Source organism: Thiomicrospira aerophila AL3 (assembly GCF_000227665.2).
Lineage (GTDB): Bacteria > Pseudomonadota > Gammaproteobacteria > Thiomicrospirales > Thiomicrospiraceae > Thiomicrospira > Thiomicrospira aerophila.
The window spans coordinates 423,410-441,545 of the sequence record NZ_CP007030.1; the positions used below are offsets into that span (position 1 = coordinate 423,410).

Genomic DNA, 18,136 nt, shown 5'->3' on the forward strand with positions numbered 1-18,136 from the left:
TCCTTTCTAAAAACGTACGAAATGGGAGCAGTGTGATTAGGGTTTTAATCGGGCTTGTAGTGTTTTTTTTCGTTGCTTTTGCCGCCTTGCAGATGTGGGTTATTGATAGGCCTCAACCAACAATTAAGGTCGGGGTTTTGCATGCCTTAACCGGTACCATGGCAACTAGTGAGCAGCCTTTGGTGCAGATGGTAGAGTTGGCGGTTGAGCAAATCAATCAGCAGGGTGGATTGTTAGGTCGTCAACTTGAGTTAGTGATTGCTGATACCGAATCCGATGCCGATATTGCCGCCTACCAAGCGCAAAAACTTATTGTTGATGATCAAGTTAGTGTTGTATTTGGATGTTGGACATCTGCCTGTCGAAAGATGGTCAAACCCGTGTTTGAGGAGCATCATCATTTATTATTTTATCCAGTCCAGTACGAGGGACTAGAGGCCTCCAATCATATCTTTTACACAGGTTCTTCCCCTAATCAACAAATTGTGCCGGGTGCACGTTGGGCGATGCAGCAGTTTGGTCCACGAGTATTGTTGTTGGGTTCAGATTATGTGTTTCCACGCATCGCAAATATGATTTTGGCTGATATGATCAGTGCAAATCAAGGTGAGATACTTGCTGAACTCTACAAACCGCTAGGCGATCTAGATTTTGACGCGGTCATAAAGCAGATTGAACAGCTTAAACCGGATGTGATTCTGAATACCTTAAATGGTGATAGTAATCTTGCATTCTTTAATAGTCTAGTAACATCAGGCTTGCAGGATATTCCGACCATGTCTTTTAGCGTAGCTGAGCCAGAACTACAGGCTTGGGGAGGGGAGCGGTTAACACAGCATTATGGTGTATGGGGTTTTTTCCAATCACTAACTGACCCACTGACTCGTGAGCTTGTTAGTGCCTATCAACAGCGATTTGGCGCGAACCTGCCAGTTTCAGACCCGATGATAGCAAGTTATCTCGGTGTACAGCTTTGGGCAAGTGCGGTGGTTTACGAGCAGTCAGCCAATCCGCGCCAGGTTAATAATGTGTATCTGCAAAGCTTGTCGATGCCTGCACCAGGTTCGATGGTGGTGTTTGAGCGCACCAATCGGCACCTTTGGCGCCCAATGCGGATTGGTCATGTTCAGCCAGACGGTCAATACCAACAAGTTTATGTGACCGAACGTTTAATCCACCCAACGCCTTGGCCAACCTATCGAACCCGCCATGATTGGGAGCAGGCGCGCGCGAGGTTAGGGCTGTGAGTTTCTTTTCTAAAATATTACCGCGTTTAATGCTAGGTTTTACTCTGTTGGCCGTAGTGCCGATGGTCGGAGTCTTTAGCATTAATAGTATGTATGTTGAGCGAGGATTACAGCAAACTGCGTTGAATCATTTGTCGGCGATAGCTGATCGCAAGATGGTTGAGGTTAATCAGTTTATTGCTGAACGAATTGTGAGTGCCAGACATATCTCCCATGTGCGCTGTACCCATAATGCAATGGAAAGTTTTGCTAAGTATCCGATGTATTCAGAGGACTGGGAGTATTACGCCGAGCTTTATCTAAGAGATGTCAGTGTGCTCTATGAAGATGGTGGTTATTACGATTTGTTGCTGATTGATGCGAAAGGCGATGTGGTCTACTCCGCATTACGAGAAAGCGATTTAGGCACCAATTTATTAACGGGTGTTTACAAGAAAACGGCTTTGGCGCAGGCGTTTCGCGATGTGTCATCGCTGCTACAAACTCAAATCACCCGTGCCGAACCTTATCAACCCTCTAGAGAACAGGTAGCGATATTTGTGGTCAGCCCGATTGTTAGGGAGGGTGAGTTTATTGGAGCGGTGGCTTTGCAAATTGATGTCAAAAAACTAATGGATATTTCACTTGATCGTGCCGGCTTGGGAGAGACGGCGGAAATCGTGATCGCGCAGCGTCAGCCAGCATCTGACCAAGTATTGTATTTATCAGAATTACGTCATATCCCTGATGCGGCTTTTCAGCGCTTGGTGCAATTTGATAAGGTGCCGCCGCCGATGATTGCAGCTTTGAGTGGCAGGCGAACTGAATCTTTGACTTATGACTATGCTGGTGTGAGCGTGTTGTCGGCCTCACGTTTTTTGCCGGCAACTCACTGGGGCATGGTCATTAAGGTGGATGCTGATGAAGCCTTTGCTCCAATCTATCAACAACGTAATTTGGCGTTTATCTTAATGGCGCTGTTTATGTTGATATTTGGCGTCGCGGCTTATTTATTTGGCAATCGTTTAGTCAGACCGATTCGTCAACTGCAGCAAGTTGCAAAAGCAATGGAGTCGGGTGACCTGACCCAGCGAGCGCCAGAGTCAGGTTCACAAGAAATCAAACAATTGGCCCGTGATTTTAACCGTATGGCGGCACATATTCAGCATGACCGAGAGCGCTTGGAGTGTCGAGTGCAAGAGCGTACTGAACAGTTAGAGCGTGCGCGCCAAGAAGCGGAGTTAGCCAATAGCGCGAAATCGGAATTTTTGGCCAATATGAGTCATGAAATTCGTACACCAATGAATGGGATTATCGGTTTAAGCGAGTTAGGAATGAGTGAAACCAACCCAGGCAAAATGCGCGACAAATTGGAGAAGGTTAATCGCTCCGGGCGTTTGTTGCTTGGTATTATTAACGATATTTTAGATTTTTCAAAAATTGAAGCCGGCAAAATGTCGTTAGACCCCCAGCCGTTTTTGCTTTCAACTTTATTAGATCATTTACACAGCTTGTTTGCCCATACCGCTGAACAAAAGGGGTTACAACTGGTATTTGATGTCGAGGGCAATGATGGACTGTGTATAGTCGCGGATCAGTTACGCTTGCATCAAGTGTTATCTAATTTAATCAATAATGCGATCAAGTTCACTTCGCAAGGTTCAGTGGTGTTGCGTATAAGTCGTGCGTCTAAGGGAACTGATAACCAGGCCTGGTTGCGGTTTGAAATTGCAGATAGTGGAATCGGCATGACTGAAGAGCAGGCAAGCAAGTTATTTAAAGCGTTTAGTCAGGCCGATACCAGTACCACGCGAAAGTATGGTGGGACAGGGTTGGGCTTGGTGATTAGTCAGCGTTTAGCAAAATTAATGGGTGCGAATAAGATTGAAGTCAAAACGCAATTTAATCAGGGATCTTGTTTCTGGTTTGATTTACCTGTGGAATTATGTGAACCGGCCGCTGCGGTTAAGCCGACAAGTTTGATGCAAACAAATGCTTCAACCGAGGATATGCGTTTTAAAGGTATTGTGTTGTTGGTCGAGGATAATGAAATCAATCAAATCGTGGCAGCGGAACAATTAAAGAAGGCAGGCCTGGTTGTCGATCTGGCTGAAAACGGTCAGATTGCAGTAGAGAAAGCCCAAAACCAAGCGTTTGATTTGATTTTGATGGATATTCAAATGCCGGTAATGGGCGGTTATGAAGCAACACGAAAAATCCGTGCCTTCAATGCGAAAGTGCCAATTATTGCCTTGACGGCGGCAGCGATGATTGAAGACCGTGAAAAAGCACTGGCTGTTGGCATGCAGGATCATTTGAGTAAACCCTTGAATACGGCTGAGCTCATAAGTGTACTCAATCATTATCTTAAGGCATCTTTTTCTTCATCAGATGAAATGCATCAGCCAGAGCCAGCTTCTATCCAGCAAGGGGCTATTAAGGTTACTGGAGAGGTTTTAAATGTTGCGGCTGGTATAAAGCAATTAGTGGGTAACCAAGCGTTATTTTGTCGTTTACTGAATAAGTTTTGTCAGCAAATTGAACAGGACTTTATGCAGATAGTCCCTAAACTTCATCAACTGAGTTTGACGGACTCCCTAGACGCCATTGATCATGTGCAAAAACTTAATCATGGATTAAAAGGGGTAGCGGGAAATCTGGGTACCGAAAGGTTGTTTAGTGTTTCGCAACAGCTAGATTTAATGCTTAAGCAAGGGCAGCGCCCCCCTGAGGAATTGATTGGTTTATTTAATGATGTGTTAAACCAAACTCGTGAAGAGATTGAAGAGTATATAGCAATGGCATGTCAGCAATAGGTTGATTTTAATGTTGAGCCTATTTATTGTTGAATATAAATGGGATTAATAATCTTCATCTTCACTGCGCGCGGTGACGCTGATATCGCCCTCGTAATCCACCTGTACATGCAAATGAATGGGGCGACAACAGACAAAGCAATCTTCAACATAGTGTTGTTCTGATTCGGACGGGTCCACGACAATTTCAATTTCTTCCCAACAATAGGGGCATTGAATAAATTGGGTATCGAGCATAGCTTAAGCTCCGGTTGCATTTTGGGGCTGACAAGCCAGCGCAAATACTTGCGCACTGTGCCAGGCCTGCTTATTGGCAAAATCGGCCATTTGATGGCGACAACTGGTGCCGGTGGCAACAATTAAGTCGTCAGCCTGCGCGCCAGCCAGAGTGGGCAACAAGGTTTGTTCGGCAATTTTGAGTGACACGGCGCGATTCTTATAACCAAATTCTCCCGACATACCACAGCAGCCCGATGGAATCAGCTGAACATTTAGCTGTGGAATGAGGCTCAGTGCGGCTTTGGCATCTAAGGCTTTGGCTAAGGATTTCTGATGACAATGCACGTGCAACCACAGGGTTTTATTGATCGGTTGCAGCGGCAGTGGCGCTTCTTTGGCGAGCGCTAGGAACAGTTCTTCAAATAGGCGTACATCTTGATAATGCCATACCGGTTCAACCTGTGCAGGCAATAATGCGCTGGCTTCATCGCGCCATACCAGTGTATCGGACGGCTCAAGACCGACAATCCAGTCGCCATGACTAACCTGGCTTAATTGTGCCTGAATCGCTTTTAAACTCTGTTTGGCTTCATCAAGCAAGCCTTGGCTTAAGAGTGCGCGGGGTGAGTGGTCTAAAAATACCGGTATTACCTCAAGGTTTAGCGCGCATAAGCTAGTAATTGCCGCTTGGCCAATTTCCGGTTCTTGATAATTAGTGTATAGATCAATCAGTAACCAGACGCGACCCCGTGTCGGGCTGGATGGCTCAGGTAGCAGGCCTGCTGATTGTAGCCACCAGTCGGCTAAGGTTTGCTCAGCGAGCGTGGGTAACGGCCGCGCCGCATCAACCCCCATGAGTTTTTTACTCAGCCAGAGGTTTTGGACGCGGTTAAAAAGCTTGGGCATTCTGCTACCGAGTTTGAGTAGCGGCGCATAGTGTTTAATTGACCAACGACTAAACGAGAAGGGCTGGGTTTGATAGAGCACTTCAGATTTTAACCGTGCCATATCGACACTGGCCGGACATTCGGTTTTACAGGCCTTACAGCCTAAGCACAAGGCTAAGGCATCTTGTAGTTCAGCATTATTAAGTGCCGCACGTGGGTCGGGTTCGGTTAAGGCGCGACGTAATAAATTACTGCGTCCTCGTGTGGAATAATTTTCTTCACGGGTGGCCTGATAAGACGGACACATGGTGCCTTGTCCGGCTGATTTGCGACAGGCGCCAGCGCCATTACATTTTTCGACCGCGTCGAGCAGGGATAGGTCTTTGCGCCAGTTATAGCCGGTGCTAAAAATTTGTTGTGCGCGGCGTTGCGCACGCAGGTTTTCTGTAATCGGCGTATCGCTCAAAATGACGCCGGGATTAAAGAGATTGTGCGGATCAAACAGTTGTTTAAGTTGCACTAAGCATTGATAAACCGCGTCTCCGAGCTGACTTTTTAAATAGGGCGCGCGGATCCGCCCATCGCCATGCTCACCGGACAGGGCGCCCCGGTATTTTTTCACCAACGCAGCACTGCGCTCGGCAACTTGCGCAAACAGGTCAGGACCTGTTGGGCTGGCTAAATCTATTTCTGGGCGCACATGAATCAGCCCAACCGACGCATGGCCATAATAGACGCAGCCGAGTTGCAGTTCAGCCATCAGCGCTTGGGTGTCGCGATAAAAATCAGGTAAGGCCGCTACCGGCACACAGGCATCTTCAATTACGGCGACGGCTTTGTTGCGGGTTGGTTTGCCCATTAGCAGACCCAGTCCGGCTTTGCGCAAATTCCAGACTTTTACACTATCGATCGGGTCGATAACCGGGCAGGCGTAGGCACCCTGTTGTTGCATCCAGGCCTGGTCATGAGCAAGGCGTTGCGCGAGCTGGTCAGCGCAATCATCAAAGAGTTCAACAACTAAAACCGCCGCCGGGTCGCCTTCTACCCAAAAGCGATTGGCCATTTGTTCACGATTATTCAGCGTGCCATCGAGGGTCGCTTTGTCAATCAGTTCTATGGCCGCAGGCTGCTGGGGCAAATAGGCTGGGACGACCTGCATCGCGGTAAAGATGGAATCAAAATGGGCACAAAATAGCTGACGATGTTTAGGCAGCGGTACCAAATTAAGCGTGGCTTGAGTAATGACCCCGAGCGTGCCCTCACTGCCACAAATTAAAGGCACCAGGCTAAAGGGCTTGCCTTGTGGATTAAAGGGTTGGTGTTGGGTGTAGAGCACATCCAGCGCATAGCCGGTATTGCGGCGGATAATGCTTGGGTCGGGGTAGGCTGCTACTATCGCCTCGCCATGTTGTTGTAATAGTTCTAATACGCCACGATAAATTTGACCTTCTAAATCAGTTTGTTGGCATTTTTGCGCTAATTCGGCTGCGCTGAGTGGACCAAAACTAACCTCTTTACCATCAGCTAGAATCATTTTTAGCGCTTTAACATGCTCACGGGTGGTGCCATAGTAAACTGAATAAGCGCCACAGGAATTGTTACCGATCATACCTGCAATCATGGCGCGATTAGACGTGGAGGTGTCTGGCGCAAAGCGCAGCCCATCTTGGCGAACCAGCGCGTTTAAATCATCCTGAATCACTCCAGGTTCTACATCGACTTCGCGTTGCGCAGGTCGATAATCCAACACGCGGGTAAAGTGTTTTGATAGGTCGAGTAGCAGGCCTGGTCCAATCGCTTGACCGCCTAGAGAAGTCCCACCAGCGCGCGGTGTAATAGGTAACCTTGCCGCCAGTGCCTGGCGCACCTGTGCCAGCAAATCAGCCTGATCGGTTGGGTAGGCAAAGCGTTGCGGGATAATTTCAAATACGGAGGCATCGGTGGTTATGCGAGTCATAATTTGATCGGTCACTCAGTGTAATAGTCGGGTGCGTAGCGTACCCGGAATTTGTTTTAATTGTGCCAGAGCCGCATCACGGTCTTTAGCATCGAGGTCAATGACCACATAACCAATTTCGTTGTTGGTTTGCAGATATTGTGCCGCAATATTAATGTTTTGTGCAGCAAAGGCTTGGTTAATTTGTGTCAAAACCCCGGGTTGGTTGTGGTGGATGTGTAGCAGGCGACTACGTCCAGTATGTTCGGGGAGCGCCACTTCAGGAAAATTGACGGCCGATAAACTGGTGCCAATATCGGAATAAACGACTAATTTAGCGGCGACTTCTTGACCAATACTGGCTTGAGCTTCTTCAGTGCTACCGCCAATATGCGGGGTGAGCAGTACATTATCCAGGCCACGTAGTGGTGATTCAAACGGCTGCTTATTGGTTTCCGGTTCAGTTGGGAAGACATCAATTGCGGCACCGGCCAGTTGACCTGATTTAAGCGCATCGGCCAAGGCGTGAATGTCAACGACGCGGCCACGGGCGGCATTAATTAGCAGGCTACCGGCTTTCATTTTAGCCAGTTGGTCTTGGCCCATCATCCATTCGGTGTCAGGCGTTTCAGGCACATGTAAACTCACTATATCAGCGGCGGCCAGCAAGGCATCAAGACTGGCGACTTGCTGGGCATTATTAAGCGGAAGTTGCTTGACGATGTCATAAAAGATCACGCGCATACCCAGGTTTTCAGCCAAGATACTCAATTGCGAGCCGATTCGTCCATAACCAATAATGCCAAGGGTTTTGCCGCGTGCTTCAAAAGCGCCTTGGGCGGTTTTTTGCCAAATGCCGCGATGGGCGAGGGCATTCTTTTCGGGAATGCGGCGCAATAATAATAGGATTTCGCCTAGCACTAATTCAGCCACTGAACGGGTGTTAGAGAAAGGCGCATTAAAAACGGGGATACCCAAGCGCATGGCGGCGGTTAAATCTACTTGATTGGTACCAATGCAAAAACACCCAATGGCGTTAAGTTTTGGCGCTTGGGCAAGCAGTTCGGCGTTTAGCTGGGTACGTGAGCGAATGCCAATAAAATGACAATCGGCCAAGGCGTCTTTTAGTGCACTAGGGCTGAGTGCTCCGGTATGGCTAGTAATGTTGTTATAACCTTGCGCCCGAAAATAAGCCTCTGCACTCGGGTGGATGCCCTCAAGCAGTAAAATATTAATTTTATCTTTAGCTAAGGATAGCTGAGTGTCGTGCATGATAATAACCTAGTAAATTAGTGGGTTATTAGTATAGAGCAAATTTATCGGCTTACCAAGCCTAATCATTGGATTGACCACCAAGCATGAAAATGATGAGTCGGTCCATGCCCTGACCCGACTGTCAACTGATCTGCGTGCGCAATGGCGGCATTGATATAGTCTTTGGCCTGTTGAATGGCTTGGGCTAAATCGCCTGTTTGCGCCCAAAAACTGGCAATCGCTGACGACAGGGTACAGCCGGTGCCATGGGTGTTGTGGGTGGCAAGTCGAGGATGGCTAAACCAAAGCGCTTGTTCAGTGGAGAGCAGCAGATCTTGACAGTGATCACCCGGCAAGTGGCCGCCCTTCGCCAATACCGCTTGCGCGCCAAGGTCTAGTAGTTGTTGCGCCTGTGAAAGCATCTGTTCTGGCGTCGTGGCTTCATCTTGCGCCACTAGTGTGGCGAGTTCTGGCAGATTGGGCGTCACTAGGCCTGCTAGTGGTAATAAGCGATCGCGCAGTGCAAGTTGGGTGGGCGAATCAATTAATGCCGCACCCCCTTTGGCAATCATCACCGGATCGAGCACAATCGGGCCGTTAAAGTCAGCCAGTCGGTCGGCGATGACATCGATAATCCGCACATCGCTGAGCATCCCAATTTTAATGGCATCAATGCGAATATCCGCTAGTAAGCTATCGAATTGTTGCGCGACAAAATCGGCGGGTAAAGGGTGAATGGCTTGCACACCCTGGGTATTTTGTGCGGTGAGGCCGGTAATCACTGACATGCCATAGCAACCACAAGCCGAAAAAGCCTTCAGATCCGCTTGAATGCCCGCGCCGCCTGACGGATCGGAGCCTGCAATGGTTAAAAGATTACAAATCGGTTGCTTCATCTTCGCTTTTGTCATCTTCGCTGTCCTCATGTTAGGCTGACCTAGGTGCTGACTGCATGGCCGCTAACCAGGCCTGGTGAAATTGACTCGTGACCGCAGCGGGATCGTTTGCGCTGCAAATGGCCGAGGCAACCGCCATGCCTTGTGCACCGGTACGATAGACGTGGTTGACATCGGCCAAGCCCAGCCCACCAATTAATACCACCGGTTTATGGCTTAAGGCCACGCCCGCTGTGGCACCAGCCCAGCCGATGGGCGGTAGATGATTTTGTTTAGTGGCGGTGGCATAAACCGGGCCATGACCCACATAATCGGCGTATAAGAGTTCATCCGCTTGCAGCGCGGCCGCATTCGGCGCAGTTCGCCCAATAATGGCATGCGGGCCAAGGGTGGCGCGAGCGTGCGCTAGATCGCCATCACCTTGACCCAAATGCACGCCGGCCGCCTTGGCTGCTTGGGCAATCGCCACGGAGTCATTAATAATTAATGGCAGGTTAAAATCATCTAGGCGTTGTTTGAGGGCTTGGGCCAGAGCAAAGCAGGCCTGCTCATCGCCGCGTTTATCGCGCAATTGAATCAAGCTAATTCCCCCGCGTGCCGCCGCAGTAGCGACCTCCAGCGGCGGATGCAAACACCGTGAGGGGTCTAAAATTAAATAGAGGCTTAAATCCACGTTACTTTCCAATGCTCACCTACCAAGATTCGCTGACTTGCGTTTCGACCCAGGCCATAAAACCCTCATGCCAGGCCATGTGTTGTTTAGCGGCCAGATCAAAATCAAACGGATTACTAGCTTTGGCCAGTTCGTGGGGTGCTTTAAGCAGTTTGTAAGGGTTTTCAGCTTGCGCGGCTTGGTTACCTTGTTGATAGGCATCGGCAAGTTGTTGTTGCTGATGGGCATCCTGTGCTTGTTGCTGCAACCAGGTATCTTGCGCCCCATGCTGATGCACATAACGCAGAATCTCTAGCGCTTGTTCCAATTCATTACGGCTTAATTGCGCCAAAAAATCGGCTAAATTAAAATCCGAGGTTTGTTGACCTAGGTGCGCCAACAGTGGCCAGTGTTTTTGGGTAAAGTTGGGTGGCGAAGCTGTCTTTAATGGTGTCATCAATCATCCTGTTTAAGCTAAGGTGGCTAATCTAGTTGAGGCATTCTAATCGGTTTTGCAATTAGGGTGTAGGGGCTTCATTGATGCGATAGGGCGCAAAGACCTGATGCATATCCACTCTTGCGCGAAGTTTGGCGGCCAATAAATACAGGCCGCCCAGTTTACGATGAAAAAACAGCGCATCCGCAGGGGGGCTGTGCCAATAGTTTTGTTCAAAACTCAGCGCCATGCCTTGATCCTTAATCCGCGCCAACATATCGGATTGCGCAAAATCAAAGGCGCCATGATAACAAAAGGGTTCGCAGGCCTGCTTAAATAGCTCAATCACTGTGTCTTGTTGTGCCGGCAAAATGTTTTGCTGGAAAAACCCAATTTGGCGGGCCGCATTCGCCATTTTGTCAGCACGGTTATCTTGAGCAGCGCTAATTAATTGGCGGTAACCTAACGCTGTATCAGCACTAAATGAGCGGGTGGCGCCAAAATCGAGCAGTACAATTCGTTGGGTGTCGGCTTGGTATAAAAAGTTGGCAAAGTTCGGGTCAGTTTGCATCCGTTGCCAGTCAAACAGCTCGGTCAAAAGTAATCTAAACAGCGCGGTAACCAATTTATCCCGCGTGGCTTGGGGTGCGTTAGCCAGGGTTTCGATGGGTTCGCCGGCCATAAAACTCATCGCCAAAATCGCTTGGTTAGACAAGGTTTGATCCACTTTTGGCAACACAAAATAGTCGTTCAGATCGTTTGCCTTAAGAGCGGTCGCCATCGTATTTAAAGCTTCGGCTTCGTGCTGATAATTCGTTTCTAAAAGCAGTTGTTGTTTGGCTTCGGCAAGAATCGGTGCTAAATCGACGTCTTTGGGTATTAATCGGGACCAGCGTAATAAACTGGCTAAATTATCAACATCACTGTCAATGCTATTTGCCACACCCGGGTATTGAATTTTGATGGCTAAATCTTCACCGGCTAGGCTATGGGCGCGATGCACCTGACCAATGGATGCGGCGGCAATCGGGTAAAAACTAAATTGACTAAAGGCCTGCATCCAATTATTACCCCAATGCTGGTTGAGTTGGGCTTGCAGTTGCGAAATGGGCATAGAGGGCGCTTGATTGCGCAATTGCGCGAGGATGGTGGCGAGTTCATCGGGAATCAGTTCACCGGCATCAAGGGATAAGAGTTGGCCCACTTTCATCGCGGCACCGCGCATTTTGGCCAGTTCATCGGTCAAGCGTTGAATGTTTTGGCTGCTCAATACCAGTGATTGCTTGGTTGATTTTTCGCCTTGTAACCATTGTTTGGTACCTTGGTAAAGAATAGATCCGGCCATGCCCCCGGCCACCTTGCCTAAGCGTGCTAGGCGGTTAAGGCGGTGGCTAGGTAGTGGATAGCTGTTTGGCGGCGCGGATTTAGTCATGAGGCAACCTTGGTCAAAAATGAAATTAACACGGCTATTGATGCAGTGTATTGCATAACTTTTGTACAACTTTATACTGTAAAACGAAGTAAATGCAAGACGAAACTTGGATAACAATTCGCAATAAGCACAGGACTAAGTAGCGTGACAGATTTAGTAGAGGGTGATTTGGATCGTATTATTGAAATGGCTTGGGAGGATCGTACTCCTTTTGAAGCCATTGAGTTGCAGTTTGGTTTAACAGAGCCGCAGGTGATTAAGCTGATGCGCAATAACCTAAAGCCGGGCTCTTTTAAGCGTTGGCGTGAGCGGGTCACCGGGCGTGCCACGAAACATTTGCAGTTGCGCGAGTTTACGGTGGGACGGGGCTATTGCGCGACGCAATACAAAGCGCCGCAGTATCGTCAACGTTAATGATCGTGAGGATACGATGAATCAAGACATACTCGTGGTGGGGGCCAGTGGCTCGATTGGTCATGCGTTAGTTAACCAGGCTTTGTTGCACTTACCGGCTCAGGCACGTTTAGTACGAATGGCACGTCAACCGCAGCGTTTACCGTCATTGAATACGCCACATCAAGTCATTGATTTAGCGATGGATTTCAGTGATCCAGCGCACATTCCAGAGCTATTTGAGCAGGCTTACCAGGCCTGGTCGCAAGCAGCAGGGTTAGCGCAGCCTGCTGAACACCTAGCGCAAGTGTGGCTCGCCACAGGTTTGTTGCATGATGCGACGATGCAACCGGAAAAGCGCTATCAATCACTTAATGCGACGGCAATGCAGCGCGCCTTTGCGGTTAATAGCATTGGACCAAGTTTGTTACTATCACAACTTATCGATAGGTTACCCAGGCGTATAGCCCTTAAAATCGGGGTATTGTCTGCGCGCGTGGGCAGTATTAGTGATAATCGCATGGGTGGCTGGTATAGTTATCGTGCATCGAAAGCCGCGCTAAATATGTTGCTTAAGACTTTCGCTATTGAGTTGGCGCGAACCCACCCACAGCTTACCTTGATGGGGATGCAGCCGGGTACCACTCGTAGTGATTTGTCGGCGCCGTTTAGTCGTCATGTTGCTGACAGTGATTTGCAGTCGCCCGAATTTACCGCCGCGCACTTATATCAGGTGCTCGCATCGTGTCAGCCCAGTGATTCCGGGAAGCTGATTGACTTTATGGGCGAATTTTTTGAGCCTTAAATTCAGATCTATTTAATTAACTAGGAAAAGCTCATGAAACAACATCTAACCCCCACTGCAGAGCAAAGGCTCTTCCCAAACTTTAATCAAACGCCAGGCGAGCAGGCCTGGTATTTTGTTAGTGATCAGGTGATGGGCGGTGTATCCCATGGCGAGGTGCACACCTATGCCGAGCAGGGTCAAATCCAAACTTGTTTGCAGGGGCAGGTCAGCCTAGAAAATAATGGTGGTTTTATTCAAATGCAATGGGTGCTGGATCGAGGCGTGGATTTGTCCCAGTTCAATGGTTTTTATGTGGATTGGCGGGGCCAGACACCGGCCTTGGCGCTCCATCTAAAAACTGACCAATTGATGCGACCCTGGCAATCTTATCGTTATGAAACCCAAGTCAGCGCGCAATGGCAGCGCCAATATATTGCTTTTACCGATTTTGCGCCTTATCGTACGGATGCCCCGTTGGATTTGGCGCATGTGCGTCGTTTAGCGGTGATTGCGTTGGGTGAGGCCGGGCCGGTGCAGGTTTGCGTGCGAGAAATGGGGTTGTATCGCTCATGACGCACCAAACATTATTGCTCACGCCGCTGCCATTGCAGTTTAGCCAGCGTGAAGATCTGGTGGCACAGGTACTTGCCTTGTCGCCTGACTTAATTGCCTTGAATGACGGTCCTGTTGCGAGCTGTGTGTCCGATGTTGTGGGTGGAGCCGATGAGGCCGCGATGGCACTACAGCTTTGGCCTGTTGCCGACTATGGTAAAACGCGCAATTATTTAAATGGTGCGGTGTCGGGTTTGTCACCCTATTTGCGCCATGGTGTGTTGACGCCAGCTGCCCTCAAGCAGGCCTGCTTGGCGCAGCAAAGCTTAGACGAAGCGCAAAAACTCTTGCAGCAACTAAGTTGGCGCGATTATTTTCACCATATTGCACAGCTCAATCCTGCCGATTTATGGCAGGATATCGAACCTTATAAAACTGGTTTTGCGGCCAGCAATTATTTGGCCGAGCTTCCCTTCGATGTGATGCGCGCACAAACTCCGGACGCCTTTATTAACCAGTTGATTGAACAACTCTATTCGCAAGGTTATTTGCATAATCATGCGCGATTATATTTGGCCAGTTATTTGGTCCATTGGCGGCACGTGCGATGGCAGGCCGGCGCACAATGGATGCTGGGTCATTTGCTGGATGGCGACTTAGCCAGTAATAGTTTATCTTGGCAATGGGTGGCCTCCACCTTTAGCAGCAAACCCTATATTTTTAATCTTGATAATGTGGTGAAGTTTGCCGGTCAGTCTCATGCCTTTGATCTCTCCCCTGCACACAACCCCAGTTTAGCGGCCAGTTATGAGACGTTGCAGCGACAGTTGTTCCCAAAGTTAGGGAGTAATCATGACTAGCCTAAGTTCGAATGTTAATCTTAATCAAACTCCAGCTCGGCTGTTCTGGTTACATGACGAAGCCTTGGCTAAACCAGATGATTGGCGGGCGAGCGATAGATTGGTGTACCTTTGGGACGCGAATTATTTTGCCCAGCAGGCCTGGTCATTAAAAAGACGGGTGTTTATTTATGAATGTTTGGTCGCACTTAAGGCAGAAATTTACGTCGGAAAGCCGTCTGAGTTTTGGCCTGCATTTTTGGCGCAACAAGATCAGTCTTTAGGGCAAGAGTCAGAACCAGTTGTCTATGTTGCTGCGGCACTGGATCCTGTGTTGCAGGCCTGGTTAGCAAGCTGTTCGTCTAAGGTTAGGCTAGAAATACAATCCAACCCGAGTCATTTTTTGTTGTCCGAGCTGCAACCGACGCGGCTAAAACGCTTTAGTCATTTTTGGCCCGCGCAAGCTAAAGCCTTGGGTGTGCCCGCATTTGGACGGTCAAATGGATCATCAAAACGTCAATCCGCAAGGAAACATCAATGAGCGAGCAAAAGCAGGGGATTGTTAAGTCGCCCATGTATCAAACTCTGGCGAAAGTTTTTACCTATGCGGGAATGTTGCCGTTTATCTATGGTGCGCTAGCAGCATTGGGTTTTGCTCCTGGTTTAGAATTATGGCCAGACTGGATAAGCTGGCCGCAAGCGATGATTTTTTATGCCGCGGTGATTCTAAGTTTTTTAGCTGGGGTGCAATGGGGGCGAAGTTTGCAGTCGGGCTTGACCGAGTCGGCTAGTCTGGGTTTGCTGGTCACTGCCAACATCATTGCTGTAGCGGTATGGGTGCTATTGATGCTAAACGACAGCAGCTGGGCGGTGTTAGGTTTGATGTTAGGTTTTATGCTGGCCTTAGCGGTGGATTATGTGGCGTTACGTCAACAAGATCAGCAGGCCTGGTTTTTCAAGTTGCGCTGGCAAGCTACCCTAGTAGCTTTAGGTGCATTATTCACCACCTTGTTGGTTTGATGGATATTAATTATGCACGTTAGGCTTTTAAAATGATCACCATAGCGGCATAATTACAGTACATAAAACTTATAAGGTGGGACATTCATGTCTGGTCAAGAATATATCCTTCCTAAGGATCTCGTCATTCTTTCAACGTCTGACCTTCGCGGTAACATTATTGATTACAATGCGGGGTTTAAAGAGGCGTCGGGTTACAACGATGCAGAATTGATTAATCAGCCTCACAATATTTTGCGCCATCCAGATATGCCTAAGGAGGCGTTTAAAGATTTTTGGGATACGATTCAAGCTGGCTTGCCATGGCAGGGCCTGGTTAAGAATAAGCGTAAAAATGGTGATTATTATTGGGTAATGGCCAACGCAGCTCCTGTGTTTAAAGATGGTAAGATTACTAGTTATTTATCAGTCCGTTACCCTGCTACTGAAGAACAAAAGCAGTTTGCAACTAAGCTTTATGCTGATATTAAAGCTGGCAAGGTTGGTTTCCCTTGGACAGCTAGACCCTCAATTCATACTGAACGAGCAAAAGCCACCTTGCCGTTATTGATTGGAGTAGCTGGTACAGTTGGCGCTGGTGTAAGCTTTGTCACAACCAGTTCACTTATTTACTTAGGTTTACTTGCTGTACCTGTTGTCGCTATGGGCTATATGGCTAGTCAGCTCTATAACAAACTTACGTTGAATAAGACTATCCTAAAAGGGATTGAGGATATCAACAACAGTGATTACCGCTTGCGGATTAATGATAATTCTGAACTCGGCTTTATGATGAACCTAATTCGTTCGCGTAAGGCTGAAGCGGCCGCAAGAAATTATGATCAATTACGTGCTTCGCAGGAGCTAACGACTGCCCTGAATGCTGCCAGCACTAATATCATGGTGGCGGACAAAGATTTTAATATCAAAAGTATCAATAAGTCTCTGCGCGAGATGTTTACCCGTAATGAAGCACAACTCAAACAAGCTTTACCTAAGTTCGAGGCAGCCAAGATTGTGGGTTCGAATATGGATATTTTCCATAAGGACCCATCGCACCAGCGCGCGATGGTGAGCAAGATGACGGCACCTTGGACAGGTGAATTGCGTGTTGCTGGTTTAGTGCTGCGCTTAACGGTGGTGCCGATTATCCACCAAGGTGAAAAAGTGGGTTATGTGGTGGAGTGGCTAGATCGTACTCAGGAAGCCAATATTACCGACGATATTATCCGTGTTATGAAAGACATGAATGACGGTAGCTTTGATTCTAAAGTTAGCGCTGAGGCTGATGGTGTGCTGAAAATCATGAAAGATAACATAAACGGTGCACTCACTCAAATTGGTCATGCGGTGACTGATATTAGCCGTGTGTTAGAAGCGCAGGCGACGGGTGATTTAACCCATCAGTTAGCTCCAGGTGTTTATAAGGGCCAAATTCATGATTTAAAGAATGCGATTAATTATGCGACAGACAAGCTAAAAGAAGTGGTTGCTTCAGCGGTTGAAGCAGCGCAGGTAGTGAGTGAAGCATCAGCACAGGTTTCACAGGGTGCTACGGATTTATCTGAGCGTGTGCAATCTCAAGCTGCGGCACTGGAGCAAACTAGCGCGACCATGCATCAGATGAGCTCGGCGATTGAAAATACCAGTCAAAATTCGCAAAAAGCGGCTAAGTTGTCATTGGAAGTTAAGTCGCAATCCATTGAGGGGGCTCAGGTAATGGAGCAAACCTTAGGTGCGATGAAAGCGATTGAAGAGTCGAGCCATAAAATTGCCGATATCATCTCGTTAATTGATAGTATTGCTTTCCAAACTAACTTGCTGGCATTGAATGCGGCTGTTGAAGCAGCTAGAGCCGGTGAGCATGGGCGTGGTTTTGCCGTCGTGGCGGGTGAGGTTCGTGCGCTTGCGCAAAAATCTGCCGAGGCAGCCAAAGAAATACGTGGTTTGATTGATGTGAGTGTTGACCGAGTTGGCAATGGTACACAGTTAGCGCAAAAATCAGGCGACTATTTAAATCAAATCACCCAGTCTATTCAAGAAATGGCGGATATGATCCAAGAAATAGCTAATGCGTCATTCGAGCAAAGCCAAGGCATTTCTCAGGTGCATGAAGCGATTACGCAGATTGATGCAGTGACTCAGCAAAACGCGGCCTTGGTTGAGGAAACGACAGCTGCAGCGGAAACCTTGGAAAATGAAGCCACTAATTTGCGCAATACAATGGCCTACTTTAAAACTGGCAATGAAATGTTGGGTCAGTCAGTGAAAAAGCCAAAGCCAGCTTTATTAGCAGCCACACCGAGCAGTAACCCAAAAGTCTTGGCAAAACCGGCCACCGAAAAAGTGACAAAACCCGCTAAAGCAAGCGCTGATGAGTGGACTACGTTTTAATGAGCATGCCGAAATTGCACATTTTATTGGTGGATGACAAACTCAGCATGCTTAAAATTCAGCATGGTTTGTTAAACAGGTTCGGACATAGTGTAGTTGCGGTCAGCTCAGCATCTGAAGCCATTACGATTCTGACCAATCAGCTCCAAAAGGCGAATTTTGATCTTGTGTTAATGGATATGCAGATGCCAGAGATAGACGGTTTAGAAGCGGCAAGAATGTTGCGAAGTCGAGGTGTCACTACGCCAATACTCGCTTTAACAGGGAATGATTGTGATGATCATCGTAAAGAAGCAGCTGAAGCAGGCATGAATGGCTATTTAACTAAGCCTTTGAATGAAACAAAGCTAAGTAGTGCTTGGGTGAGTATTAATTGAGAGAGCCTTTATTTCGGCAAAAAAAAGGGGCTTATGCCCCT

The 18,136-nt window shown here is 48.1% G+C and carries 17 protein-coding genes; 10 read left to right on the plus strand and 7 right to left on the minus strand.

What is annotated here, in order from left to right; translation table 11 throughout:
- Positions 1-32 precede the first annotated feature (32 nt).
- Entirely contained in the window at positions 33-1,247 is a 1,215-nt protein-coding gene (locus THIAE_RS02045; protein ID WP_006459838.1) for an urea ABC transporter substrate-binding protein, read from the plus strand.
- The gene (locus THIAE_RS10475) at positions 1,244-4,042 is read left to right on the plus strand and encodes a hybrid sensor histidine kinase/response regulator (protein WP_006459839.1); all 2,799 of its coding nucleotides are present in this window, start codon (positions 1,244-1,246) and stop codon (positions 4,040-4,042) included. The genes THIAE_RS02045 and THIAE_RS10475 overlap by 4 nt, the downstream gene beginning before the upstream one ends.
- Before the next feature lie 45 nt (positions 4,043-4,087).
- Here THIAE_RS10475 and THIAE_RS02055 read toward each other — a convergent pair whose 3' ends face one another.
- The 7 genes from THIAE_RS02055 to THIAE_RS02085 all read right to left on the minus strand — a co-directional run bounded on the left by THIAE_RS02055 (position 4,088) and on the right by THIAE_RS02085 (position 11,754).
- The gene (locus THIAE_RS02055; protein ID WP_006459840.1) at positions 4,088-4,279 is read right to left on the minus strand and encodes a CPXCG motif-containing cysteine-rich protein; all 192 of its coding nucleotides are present in this window, start codon (positions 4,277-4,279) and stop codon (positions 4,088-4,090) included.
- Between the two features lie 3 nt (positions 4,280-4,282).
- The gene (locus tag THIAE_RS02060; RefSeq protein ID WP_006459841.1) at positions 4,283-7,105 is read right to left on the minus strand and encodes an FAD-binding and (Fe-S)-binding domain-containing protein; all 2,823 of its coding nucleotides are present in this window, start codon (positions 7,103-7,105) and stop codon (positions 4,283-4,285) included.
- Between the two features lie 15 nt (positions 7,106-7,120).
- Positions 7,121-8,356 (minus strand): phosphoglycerate dehydrogenase, encoded by a 1,236-nt coding sequence (serA, locus tag THIAE_RS02065; protein WP_006459842.1) that lies wholly within the window; start codon positions 8,354-8,356, stop codon positions 7,121-7,123.
- Positions 8,357-8,421: 65 nt separating this feature from the next.
- Positions 8,422-9,249: a bifunctional hydroxymethylpyrimidine kinase/phosphomethylpyrimidine kinase gene (thiD, locus tag THIAE_RS02070; RefSeq protein WP_006459843.1), complete on the minus strand. Its 828-nt coding sequence runs from the start codon at positions 9,247-9,249 to the stop codon at positions 8,422-8,424.
- Positions 9,250-9,265: 16 nt separating this feature from the next.
- A complete protein-coding gene (gene thiE, locus THIAE_RS02075) occupies positions 9,266-9,919 on the minus strand; it encodes a thiamine phosphate synthase (protein WP_051418483.1) in 654 nt (217 codons plus the stop codon).
- 7 nt (positions 9,920-9,926) lie between these two features.
- On the minus strand, positions 9,927-10,343 hold the full coding sequence (locus tag THIAE_RS02080) for a hypothetical protein (RefSeq protein WP_006459845.1): 417 nt from the start codon (positions 10,341-10,343) through the stop codon (positions 9,927-9,929).
- 61 nt (positions 10,344-10,404) lie between these two features.
- Positions 10,405-11,754 (minus strand): ABC1 kinase family protein, encoded by a 1,350-nt coding sequence (locus tag THIAE_RS02085; protein WP_006459846.1) that lies wholly within the window; start codon positions 11,752-11,754, stop codon positions 10,405-10,407.
- A 144-nt stretch (positions 11,755-11,898) separates the two neighbouring features.
- Between THIAE_RS02085 and THIAE_RS02090 the strand changes: the two genes are divergently transcribed.
- The 8 genes from THIAE_RS02090 to THIAE_RS02125 all read left to right on the plus strand — a co-directional run bounded on the left by THIAE_RS02090 (position 11,899) and on the right by THIAE_RS02125 (position 18,095).
- A complete protein-coding gene (locus THIAE_RS02090) occupies positions 11,899-12,168 on the plus strand; it encodes a TIGR03643 family protein (RefSeq protein WP_006459847.1) in 270 nt (89 codons plus the stop codon).
- Positions 12,169-12,184: 16 nt separating this feature from the next.
- Positions 12,185-12,952 (plus strand): SDR family NAD(P)-dependent oxidoreductase, encoded by a 768-nt coding sequence (locus THIAE_RS02095; RefSeq protein WP_006459848.1) that lies wholly within the window; start codon positions 12,185-12,187, stop codon positions 12,950-12,952.
- Between the two features lie 33 nt (positions 12,953-12,985).
- Positions 12,986-13,507 (plus strand): CIA30 family protein, encoded by a 522-nt coding sequence (locus tag THIAE_RS02100; protein WP_006459849.1) that lies wholly within the window; start codon positions 12,986-12,988, stop codon positions 13,505-13,507.
- Positions 13,504-14,346 (plus strand): FAD-binding domain-containing protein, encoded by an 843-nt coding sequence (locus THIAE_RS02105; RefSeq protein ID WP_006459850.1) that lies wholly within the window; start codon positions 13,504-13,506, stop codon positions 14,344-14,346. The genes THIAE_RS02100 and THIAE_RS02105 overlap by 4 nt, the downstream gene beginning before the upstream one ends.
- On the plus strand, positions 14,339-14,866 hold the full coding sequence (locus THIAE_RS02110; protein WP_006459851.1) for a hypothetical protein: 528 nt from the start codon (positions 14,339-14,341) through the stop codon (positions 14,864-14,866). The genes THIAE_RS02105 and THIAE_RS02110 overlap by 8 nt, the downstream gene beginning before the upstream one ends.
- Positions 14,863-15,345 carry a DUF3429 domain-containing protein gene (locus THIAE_RS02115; RefSeq protein ID WP_006459852.1) on the plus strand — a complete coding sequence of 161 codons (483 nt, stop codon included), beginning with the start codon at positions 14,863-14,865 and terminating at the stop codon, positions 15,343-15,345. Before THIAE_RS02110 ends, THIAE_RS02115 begins: the two co-directional genes overlap by 4 nt.
- A gap of 87 nt (positions 15,346-15,432) precedes the next feature.
- Positions 15,433-17,718, plus strand: a complete 2,286-nt coding sequence (locus THIAE_RS02120; RefSeq protein WP_006459853.1) for a methyl-accepting chemotaxis protein — start codon at positions 15,433-15,435, stop codon at positions 17,716-17,718.
- Complete coding sequence (locus THIAE_RS02125) at positions 17,718-18,095, plus strand: response regulator (protein ID WP_006459854.1); 378 nt, start codon at positions 17,718-17,720, stop codon at positions 18,093-18,095. The genes THIAE_RS02120 and THIAE_RS02125 overlap by 1 nt, the downstream gene beginning before the upstream one ends.
- The last annotated feature ends 41 nt before the right edge of the window (positions 18,096-18,136 follow it).

Bases quoted from the DNA above. Each gene is read 5' to 3' on its own strand.
- THIAE_RS02055 (WP_006459840.1), bottom strand. From the start codon at position 4,279: ATGCTCGATACCCAATTTATTCAATGCCCCTATTGTTGGGAAGAAATT.
- THIAE_RS02060 (WP_006459841.1), bottom strand. From the start codon at position 7,105: ATGACTCGCATAACCACCGATGCCTCCGTATTTGAAATTATCCCGCAA.
- serA (WP_006459842.1), bottom strand. From the start codon at position 8,356: ATGCACGACACTCAGCTATCCTTAGCTAAAGATAAAATTAATATTTTA.
- thiD (WP_006459843.1), bottom strand. From the start codon at position 9,249: ATGACAAAAGCGAAGATGAAGCAACCGATTTGTAATCTTTTAACCATT.
- THIAE_RS02080 (WP_006459845.1), bottom strand. From the start codon at position 10,343: ATGACACCATTAAAGACAGCTTCGCCACCCAACTTTACCCAAAAACAC.
- THIAE_RS02085 (WP_006459846.1), bottom strand. From the start codon at position 11,754: ATGACTAAATCCGCGCCGCCAAACAGCTATCCACTACCTAGCCACCGC.
- THIAE_RS02095 (WP_006459848.1), top strand. From the start codon at position 12,185: ATGAATCAAGACATACTCGTGGTGGGGGCCAGTGGCTCGATTGGTCAT.
- THIAE_RS02100 (WP_006459849.1), top strand. From the start codon at position 12,986: ATGAAACAACATCTAACCCCCACTGCAGAGCAAAGGCTCTTCCCAAAC.
- THIAE_RS02105 (WP_006459850.1), top strand. From the start codon at position 13,504: ATGACGCACCAAACATTATTGCTCACGCCGCTGCCATTGCAGTTTAGC.
- THIAE_RS02110 (WP_006459851.1), top strand. From the start codon at position 14,339: ATGACTAGCCTAAGTTCGAATGTTAATCTTAATCAAACTCCAGCTCGG.
- THIAE_RS02115 (WP_006459852.1), top strand. From the start codon at position 14,863: ATGAGCGAGCAAAAGCAGGGGATTGTTAAGTCGCCCATGTATCAAACT.
- THIAE_RS02120 (WP_006459853.1), top strand. From the start codon at position 15,433: ATGTCTGGTCAAGAATATATCCTTCCTAAGGATCTCGTCATTCTTTCA.
- THIAE_RS02125 (WP_006459854.1), top strand. From the start codon at position 17,718: ATGAGCATGCCGAAATTGCACATTTTATTGGTGGATGACAAACTCAGC.